Annotated in this window: 9 protein-coding genes and 1 pseudogene; 9 read left to right on the forward strand and 1 reads right to left on the reverse strand. The window is 70.7% G+C overall.

Annotated features, from left to right (window positions below; all coding sequences use genetic code 11):
- Positions 1-42: 42 nt before the first annotated feature.
- From D6682_03150 to D6682_03190, 9 genes are all read left to right on the forward strand, one after another.
- Positions 43-1,587 (forward strand): hydantoinase B/oxoprolinase family protein, encoded by a 1,545-nt coding sequence (locus tag D6682_03150; protein RMH51954.1) that lies wholly within the window; start codon positions 43-45, stop codon positions 1,585-1,587.
- Positions 1,584-2,084 (forward strand): DUF523 domain-containing protein, encoded by a 501-nt coding sequence (locus tag D6682_03155; GenBank protein ID RMH51955.1) that lies wholly within the window; start codon positions 1,584-1,586, stop codon positions 2,082-2,084. The genes D6682_03150 and D6682_03155 overlap by 4 nt, the downstream gene beginning before the upstream one ends.
- A gap of 69 nt (positions 2,085-2,153) precedes the next feature.
- Positions 2,154-2,597: a Holliday junction resolvase RuvX gene (gene ruvX / locus D6682_03160; GenBank protein ID RMH51956.1), complete on the forward strand. Its 444-nt coding sequence runs from the start codon at positions 2,154-2,156 to the stop codon at positions 2,595-2,597.
- Entirely contained in the window at positions 2,590-3,114 is a 525-nt protein-coding gene (gene pyrR / locus D6682_03165) for a bifunctional pyr operon transcriptional regulator/uracil phosphoribosyltransferase PyrR (protein ID RMH51962.1), read from the forward strand. The genes ruvX and pyrR overlap by 8 nt, the downstream gene beginning before the upstream one ends.
- A 14-nt stretch (positions 3,115-3,128) precedes the next feature.
- The gene (locus D6682_03170) at positions 3,129-4,034 is read left to right on the forward strand and encodes an aspartate carbamoyltransferase catalytic subunit (GenBank protein ID RMH51963.1); all 906 of its coding nucleotides are present in this window, start codon (positions 3,129-3,131) and stop codon (positions 4,032-4,034) included.
- The gene (locus tag D6682_03175) at positions 4,034-5,308 is read left to right on the forward strand and encodes a dihydroorotase (protein RMH51957.1); all 1,275 of its coding nucleotides are present in this window, start codon (positions 4,034-4,036) and stop codon (positions 5,306-5,308) included. The genes D6682_03170 and D6682_03175 overlap by 1 nt, the downstream gene beginning before the upstream one ends.
- 80 nt (positions 5,309-5,388) lie before the next feature.
- Positions 5,389-6,234: a riboflavin biosynthesis protein RibF gene (ribF, locus tag D6682_03180; GenBank protein ID RMH51964.1), complete on the forward strand. Its 846-nt coding sequence runs from the start codon at positions 5,389-5,391 to the stop codon at positions 6,232-6,234.
- Positions 6,234-6,680, forward strand: a complete 447-nt coding sequence (gene smpB / locus D6682_03185) for an SsrA-binding protein SmpB (protein ID RMH51958.1) — start codon at positions 6,234-6,236, stop codon at positions 6,678-6,680. Before ribF ends, smpB begins: the two co-directional genes overlap by 1 nt.
- Positions 6,681-6,693: 13 nt before the next feature.
- Entirely contained in the window at positions 6,694-7,215 is a 522-nt protein-coding gene (locus D6682_03190; protein RMH51959.1) for a hypothetical protein, read from the forward strand.
- 25 nt (positions 7,216-7,240) lie between these two features.
- Here the strand turns inward: D6682_03190 and D6682_03195 are convergent.
- A pseudogene (locus tag D6682_03195) lies at positions 7,241-7,462 on the reverse strand (hypothetical protein).
- Positions 7,463-7,677: the final 215 nt, after the last annotated feature.

A 7,677-nucleotide genomic window follows, 5' to 3' on the forward strand; every position in this document is an offset into this window, starting at 1 on the left:
GTCAAGCAAAAAGCCCACGGACGGGCTTTTTGCGATTCCATCATGAACGCGGTTGATCTGAGCCTCTTCTCCGCCCGGCTCGACGCCATCTGCGCCGAGATGGGGGCGATTCTGCGGCGCAGCGCCGTCTCGCCCAACATCCGCGACCGCGGCGACTACTCCTGCGCGCTGTTCGATGGCACCGGAGAGCTGGTGGCGCAGGCGGCGCACATCCCGGTCCACCTGGGCTCGATGGCCTTTGCCATGCGCGATGTGGTGCGGCGCTTCGACTGGCGCGACGGCGATCTGCTGCTGTTCAACGACCCCCGGCTGGGCGGCACCCACCTGCCGGACATCACCGCGGTGATGCCGCTCTGCATCGACAGCACGCCGATCGCCTTCGCGGTCAGCCGCGCCCACCACGCCGATGTCGGGGGCCTCCGTCCCGGCTCGATGGGGCTGTGCAGCCGGTTGGAGGAGGAGGGGGTGGTCCTCGCGCCCGACTGGTGGTGGCGGGCGGGGGAGGAGCAGCCGGCGGCGATCGCGCCGCTGCTCGCCCGGGCGCGCAACCCCGAGGAGCGACGCTGCGATCTGTCGGCGCAGCGCGCCGCCTGCATGGCCGGAGTGCGCCGGTTGCGTGCGCTGCATGAGGACGCGCCACTGCCTGCGCGCTTCGCCCGGCTGATGGCCGTCTCCGAGCGCTACGGCCGGCGGGGGATCGCCGCCATCCCCGACGGCTGCTACCGCCACGAGGAGCTGCTCGACGACGACGGCCTGGGCCACGGGCCGCTGCCGCTGCGGGTGGCGCTGACCGTCTCCGGCACGGAGGCGACGGTCGATTTCACCGGCACGGCGCCGGCCTGCGCCGGGCCGTTCAACTGCCCGCTGGCGGTGACCGCGGCGGCGGTCTACTACCTGTTTCGCTGCCTGATGCCGCCGGAGACGCCGCAGACGGCGGCGGTATTCCGCCCGATCCGCATCATCGCCGAGCCGGGGTCACTGCTGCACGCCGTCGGCGATGTGGCGGTGGCCGGCGGCAATGTCGAGACCAGCCAGCGGGTGGTCGATCTGCTGCTCGGAGCCCTGGCGCGTGCGCTGCCCGGGCGGATGCCGGCCCAGTCGCAGGGGACGATGAACAACGTCCTCTTCGGCGGCGACGACTGGGTCTACTACGAGACGCTCGGCGGCGGCATGGGGGCCTCGCCCGGCTGCGCCGGCCAGAGCGCGGTGCAGTGCCACATGACCAACACCGCCAACACCTCGATCGAGCTGCTCGAGATGCACTATCCGCTGCGGGTGGAGCGCTACGCCGTGCGGCGCGGCTCCGGTGGGGCGGGGCGCCATCGCGGCGGCGACGGGTTGATCCGCAGCTGGCGGGTGCTGTCGCCGTGTGCGCTCACGCTGCTCAGCGAGCGGCGCAGCAGCGCGCCGCAGGGGGCGGCCGGTGGGGCGCCCGGTGCGCCGGGCGAGAACCTCCTGCTGCGCGACGGCCGCGAGCGGCGACTGCCGGCCAAATGCGAGCTTGCGTTGCGGCCGGGGGATCTGCTCACCGTGGCCACCCCCGGCGGCGGCGGCTGGGGCGCGGCGGATGCGGAGGAGGGGCGATGACGCGCGGACGGGACGGCGTTGCCGATGCTGTCGTCCGCCCTCGGTTGCTCGTCTCCGCCTGCCTGTTGGGGGAGCAGGTGCGCTACGACGGTCGACGGCTGCCGGTCGACCCCTCTATCGCGCGATGGGCGGCGGCCGGAGTGGTGGTCTCCTGCTGTCCGGAGGTGGCCGGCGGGCTGCCGGTGCCACGGCCGGCGGCGGAGATCGCCGCCGATGGCGCCGTTCGCTGTCGGGATGGGCGCAACGTCAGCGCCCCCTTTCGCCGCGGGGCGGAGGCGGCGCTGGCGCTCTGCCGCCGCCACGCCATTCGGTTGGCACTGCTGCAGGAGCGCAGCCCGTCGTGCGGCGTCAGCCGGATCTACGACGGCAGCTTCTCCGGCCGGCTGGTGGCGGGCTCCGGGGTGACTGCGGCGCTGCTGCGCCGCCACGGGATCCGGGTCTTCGGCCCCCACCAGCTGCGGGAGGTGGCGCAGGCGCTGCAGTCGGAGGCCGGTTGAATGGGTGGCGAGGCGGTGTCCCGTCCCCCCGGGTGGAGGAACGGTCGGCGGCGGCCTACCCTTCGAGGCATGGCCGGGTGTGCGGTTCAACTGCCGCTGCTGGCGCTCGATGTCGGCATGCGGCGCATCGGTGTGGCGGTGTGCGATGCGCTGGGCATCGGCTGCCGCGGCATCGCCTGCCTCGATCGCGGCGCCCCCGACTGGCCCGAACAGGTGTGTCGGCGGGCGACGGAGTACCGCTGCCGCGGCATCGTCATCGGCCTGCCGCGTAACATGGACGGCAGCAGCGGCGCCCAGGCGGAGGATTGCCGGCGGGCGGCCGGGGAGCTGGCTGCGGTATGTCCGCTGCCGATCCACTTCCAGGATGAGCGCCTCTCCAGCTGGGAGGCGAAAGCCCGTCTGTTCGCCCAAGGATACAGTGAGAAGAGGGTGCGCAAGCTGCTCGATCAGACCGCGGCGGCAGTCATCCTGGAGTCCTTCCTGGCGCGGAATGTCGCCCCGGATCATGGCTGATCCGCTCTCTCCCGAGGCGATTGCGGCGGCGGTCGATCGCATGGCGGCGGCGATCGATGGCGATCCGGTGGCGCTGATCGGCATCCGTCGCGGCGGGCTGTTGGTGGCCGATGCGCTGGCAGTCTCCCTGTGCGCACGTGGTCGCCGGGTGGAGCGCGGTTCGCTTGACATCAGCTTCTACCGTGACGATCTCGACACCATCGGCCCCAATCCCGAGGTGCGGGCGAGCGAGCTCCCCTTCGACATCAGCGGGCGGACGCTGTGGCTGGTCGACGACGTGCTGCAGAGCGGCCGTACGGTGCGCGCCGCGCTGGGGGAGCTGTTCGACTACGGCCGTCCGGCGGCGATCCGTCTGGCCGTGTTGATCGACCGCGGCGGGCGGCAGCTGCCGATCCAGCCCGATCTGGTCGGCATCCGCCACTCCTTGGATGGGCGGACGGCGATCGACCTCTCCCGCACCGACGACGGGGTGTGGCAGGCGCGGTTGCGTCGGATCGGGGTGAGGCGGGGCGCGTGAGACACCTCTTCGGCATGGAGGGGCTGGAGCGCGCCCGCGTCGAGCAGTTGCTGGCGCTGGCCGACTCCTTCGTGCCCCTCTCCCGCCGTCCGATCCGCAAGGCGCCGACGCTGCGCGGCAAGACGATCGTCAACCTCTTCTTCGAGAACTCCACCCGTACCCGCACCAGCTTCGAGATCGCCGGCAAGCGCCTCTCCGCCGATGTGATCAACATCTCTGTTTCCACCTCGGCGACCCAAAAGGGGGAGAGCCTGCTCGATACCGCCCGGACGCTGGCGGCGATGCAGCCGCATGTGCTGGTCGTCCGCCACGGGATCGCCGGCTGTTGCCAGCTGCTGGCCGACTTCCTGCCCGGGACCGCCATCGTCAACGCCGGCGACGGCGCCCACGAACACCCCACCCAGGTGTTGACCGACCTGCTCACACTGCGGCGCCATCTGGGCGATGTCGCCGGGCGGACCATCACCATGGTGGGGGATATCGCCCATTCGCGGGTGGCGCGCTCCCATCTGATCGCCGCGCGTACCATGGGCTACCACATCCGGCTGGTGGCGCCGAAGACGCTCCTGCCCGCCGATGTGGAGCGCTATGGCTGCACGGTGCTGCACGATTTCGACCGCGCGCTGGCCGGCAGCGATGTGCTCTACATGCTGCGGGTGCAGCAGGAGCGGCTGGTCGATGGTTTCGCCTTCCCTTCGATCCGGGAGTACCACGAGGCCTACGGGCTCAACGCCCGCCGGCTGGCGTTGGCCGGCGATGGCTGTCTGGTGCTCCATCCCGGGCCGATCAACCGCGGGGTGGAGATTGCCACCGATATTGCCGACGGGGCGCAGAGCCGCATCCTCGATCAGGTGGAGTATGGCGTGGCGGTGCGCATGGCGGTGCTCACCACACTCTGCGGCGGGGAGGAGAGGGGGTGATGAGGCTGGTGGTCGTTGGCGGGCGGATCGTCGATCCGGCGAGTGGTCGCGACGAGGTGGGCGATCTGTTCATCGAGGATGGCCGCATCGTTGCGCGCCTCTCCGCACCGGCGCAGCGCACCATTGATGCGACCGGGCTGGTGGTCTGCCCCGGCCTGGTCGACATGCATGTCCACCTGCGTGAGCCGGGCGAGGAGTGGAAGGAGGATATCGCATCCGGGTCGCGCGCGGCGGTGGCCGGAGGGGTGACCACCCTCTGCTGCATGCCCAACACCACCCCCCGGATCGACCATGCGGGGGTGGTGCGGCAGGTGATCGAGCGGGCGCGCCAGGTGGGGCTCTGCCGCATCCACCCGATTGCCGCGGTCTCCGTCGGGCTGGAGGGGCGGCGGCTGACCGGGATGCGCGAGTTGGCCCGCGCCGGTGCGGTGGCCTTCTCCGACGATGGGATGCCGATCCGGCATGCCGGGTTGATGCGGCGGGCGCTGGAGTATGCCGCGAGCTTCGGCTATCTGATCATCCAGCACGCCGAGGAGCCCGAGTTGACCGCCGGCGGCTGCGTCAACGAAGGGTGGCTCTCCACCCGGTTGGGAGTGACCGGCATGCCGGCCGAGGGGGAGGCGTGCATGGTGGCGCGCGACATCATGCTCGCCCGACGCAGCGGCGGCCGCTACCACGTCGCCCACATCTCCACCGCCGAGGCGGTGGCGTTGGTGCGGGCGGCGCGTGCCGAGGGGCTGGCGGTCTCGGCCGAGGCGGCGCCGCACCACTTCGCGCTCACCGAGGAGGAGGTGCTGGGCTACAACGCCGATGCCAAGATGAATCCGCCGCTGCGCACCGAGGCCGACCGGCAGGCGGTGGTCGAGGGGTTGCGCGACGGCACCATCGCGGTGATCGCCACCGACCACGCCCCCCACCACGAGGACGACAAGCGCTGCGGGCTGGCCTGCGCCGCCTTCGGCATCGTCGGGCTGGAGACGCTGTTGCCGGTGTCGCTCTCCCTGGTGCGCGAGGGGGTGCTGTCGCTGCCCGATCTGATCGCCACCATGACCATCAATCCGGCGCGGCTGCTCGGGTTGGATGCCGGAACGCTCGCGCCGGGTGCGGCCGCCGATCTCTGCATCTTCGATCCCGATCAGCGGTGGCGGCTCGATCGCGACAAACTCCACTCGAAGAGCCGCAACACCCCGTGGCACGGGCGGACGATGATCGGCCGGGTCCGCTACACCCTGCTGGGGGGGCGGGTGGTCTACCCGTTCGGGGAGATGCGGTGAAGATCGTGCGCAGCGCCACGGCGCCGAGCGCGGCGCTGTGCGGTGGTGCGCTCACCGTGGGCAACTTCGACGGGGTGCACATGGGCCACCGGCAGATCCTGGCCGAGCTGGTCGGGCATGCCCGCGCGGTCGGCGGGCCGGCGATCGTGGTGACCTTCGACCCCCATCCGCGCAAGATCCTCTTTCCTGCCGAGGCGCCGCGGCGGCTGTGCCATCTCCATGAGCGGTTGGCGCTGATCGGTGCGTGTGGTGTCGACGCCGTCTTTCTGCTCCGTTTTACCCGGAAGCTCGCCGCGATGGAGCCCGAGGCGTTCATCGCCATGCTCCATCGCCGCTTCGCCTTTCGCCACTTCCACGCCGGTTACGACTTCGCCTTCGGCCGGCGGCGCTGTGGCCATATCGATGCGCTGCGCGCCATCGGCGAACGGATGGGCTTCACGGTCAGTGCCGCCGACGCCTTCGAGATGCGCGGAGCCATCGTCTCTTCCAGCCGCATCCGTTCGGCGGTGGAGGCGGCCGATCTCGATCTCGCCGCCGAGCTACTCGGGCGCCGTTTCTCGATCAGCGGCCACGTCGGCGTCGGCGACAAGCGGGGGAGGCGGCTCGGCTTTCCCACCGCCAATCTCGATCTGCGCGACCTGGTCCACCCGCCGGCGGGTATCTACGCGGTGCGCGGCTTCAGTGGCGAGGCAAGGTGGGGCGGGGCGGCCTACCTCGGCTACCGCCCGACCTTCGCCGGTCGGACGCTGGTGCTGGAGAGCCACTTCTTCGACGTCAGCCCCGATCTCTATCGGAGGCGGCTCAGGGTGGAGTTCGTCCGCCGGGTGCGGGAGGATCGCGTCTTCCGCGATGGGGCATCGCTGGTCCGGCAGATCGAGCGCGACTGCGCAGCGGCGCGCGCCATCCTCCTGGCCGAGGAGGGGTGATGACTGCGATCCTCAACCGCAAGGCCCGGTTCGAATACCACATCCTGGAGCGGATCGAGGCGGGCATCGTGTTGGTCGGTTCCGAGGTGAAGTCGCTGCGCGCCGGACAGGCCAACCTGAGCGAGGCGCACTGCATCATCCGCAACGGGCAGGCGGAGCTGATCGGCTGCCATATCGCCCCTTACAAGCCGGCCGCGGGCGAACATCCCGACGACCCGGCCCGTTCGCGCCGTCTGCTGCTGCACAAGCGGGAGATCGCGCGGTTGACCGGCAAGCTCAAGGAGAAGGGACTGACCCTGGTGCCGCTCAAGCTCTACTTCAACGAGCGGGGCATCGCCAAGCTGGAGATCGCATTGGCCCGCGGCAAGAAGCTCTACGACAAGCGGCGGGCGATGCGCGAGCGCGACATCCAACGCGATCTGCAGCGCAACTACAAGACGCGGTAACGGGAGGGGGCGGTTGTTCGCCGCCACGCTCCACGAGGTGGAGGGGGAGGAACGGCTGCGGTTCGGATCGGGTGATCTGCTGTGGCTTCCGGTCGGATACGCCCCTGCGTTGCGCCTTCTGGCCGGCTTCGACACCTCGGGTCGCTGGCGGGTGGTGTGGCAGGGGAGGCCCGCCGCCGGGGTGTACTACTGGTTCGACTGCTGGCCCCAGCCCTGGATGGGGGTGACGGTGTTCGAGGAGCTGGCCTTCGGCCATCGGTTGACATCTTCCCGGGCGCGGGAGGCGCTCGACCGTTTGGGGCTGTTGCAGGATGGCGTGACGCTGGATCGCCCGATGTTGGTGCTGGAGCGGTTCGATGCCCTGCGGGTGGCGCTGGCGCGGGCGCTGCTGTGCGACTGCGGGCTGCTGCTGATGGAGCAGCCCGATGCCGGGATCTCCGATGCGCAACGGCGCTGGTTGCGGGGTTGGCTGCGCGATTGGCTGCGGGCGGATCGATCGCGGGCCGTGGCGGTGACCAGCGCGGTGGACGCGTGATGGACGACGGCGGGATGGCCGCGGTTCAGAGCGCCTCCCATTCGAAGCGCGTGATGTTGCCCTCGGAGCTGCGGAAGGAGATGCCGATGAGCCGGCAGGGGCTGCCGGCGTACTTCTGGTGGTATCCGCGCGCCTTGATCTGTGCCAGCGCCGAGGCGCTTCCCGCGAGCCCCTCGACCTTGAACTCGATGAGGTAGACGCGGTCGTCGAAGCGGACGGTGAGGTCGATGCGTCCGTGGTTGGTGGCTGAGCGCCGGGGCGTTCGTGATGAGGGTGATGTCGTGCCGTTCGGCGATTTCGCGGCACTGCGCCACGGCGCAGTCGTCCAGCTCGTTGCGTGATGAACGGATCACCCCGCCGCCGAAGTCGAGGCGGATGATGGGGTGGGTTTGGGACCAGTCGTGGTGGCGTTCGAGGTGGAGCCCGGCGAAGAGCTCGCGCCGTCCGGCGAAGAGCTGGGCG

It is taken from the genome of Zetaproteobacteria bacterium, from assembly GCA_003696765.1.
In the GTDB taxonomy this organism is placed as follows: domain Bacteria; phylum Pseudomonadota; class Zetaproteobacteria; order Mariprofundales; family J009; genus RFFX01.

Bases quoted from the DNA above. Each gene is read 5' to 3' on its own strand.
- smpB (RMH51958.1), top strand. From the start codon at position 6,234: ATGACTGCGATCCTCAACCGCAAGGCCCGGTTCGAATACCACATCCTG.
- ruvX (RMH51956.1), top strand. From the start codon at position 2,154: ATGGCCGGGTGTGCGGTTCAACTGCCGCTGCTGGCGCTCGATGTCGGC.
- pyrR (RMH51962.1), top strand. From the start codon at position 2,590: ATGGCTGATCCGCTCTCTCCCGAGGCGATTGCGGCGGCGGTCGATCGC.
- D6682_03155 (RMH51955.1), top strand. From the start codon at position 1,584: ATGACGCGCGGACGGGACGGCGTTGCCGATGCTGTCGTCCGCCCTCGG.
- D6682_03150 (RMH51954.1), top strand. From the start codon at position 43: ATGAACGCGGTTGATCTGAGCCTCTTCTCCGCCCGGCTCGACGCCATC.
- D6682_03175 (RMH51957.1), top strand. From the start codon at position 4,034: ATGAGGCTGGTGGTCGTTGGCGGGCGGATCGTCGATCCGGCGAGTGGT.
- D6682_03170 (RMH51963.1), top strand. From the start codon at position 3,129: ATGGAGGGGCTGGAGCGCGCCCGCGTCGAGCAGTTGCTGGCGCTGGCC.
- ribF (RMH51964.1), top strand. From the start codon at position 5,389: ATGGGCCACCGGCAGATCCTGGCCGAGCTGGTCGGGCATGCCCGCGCG.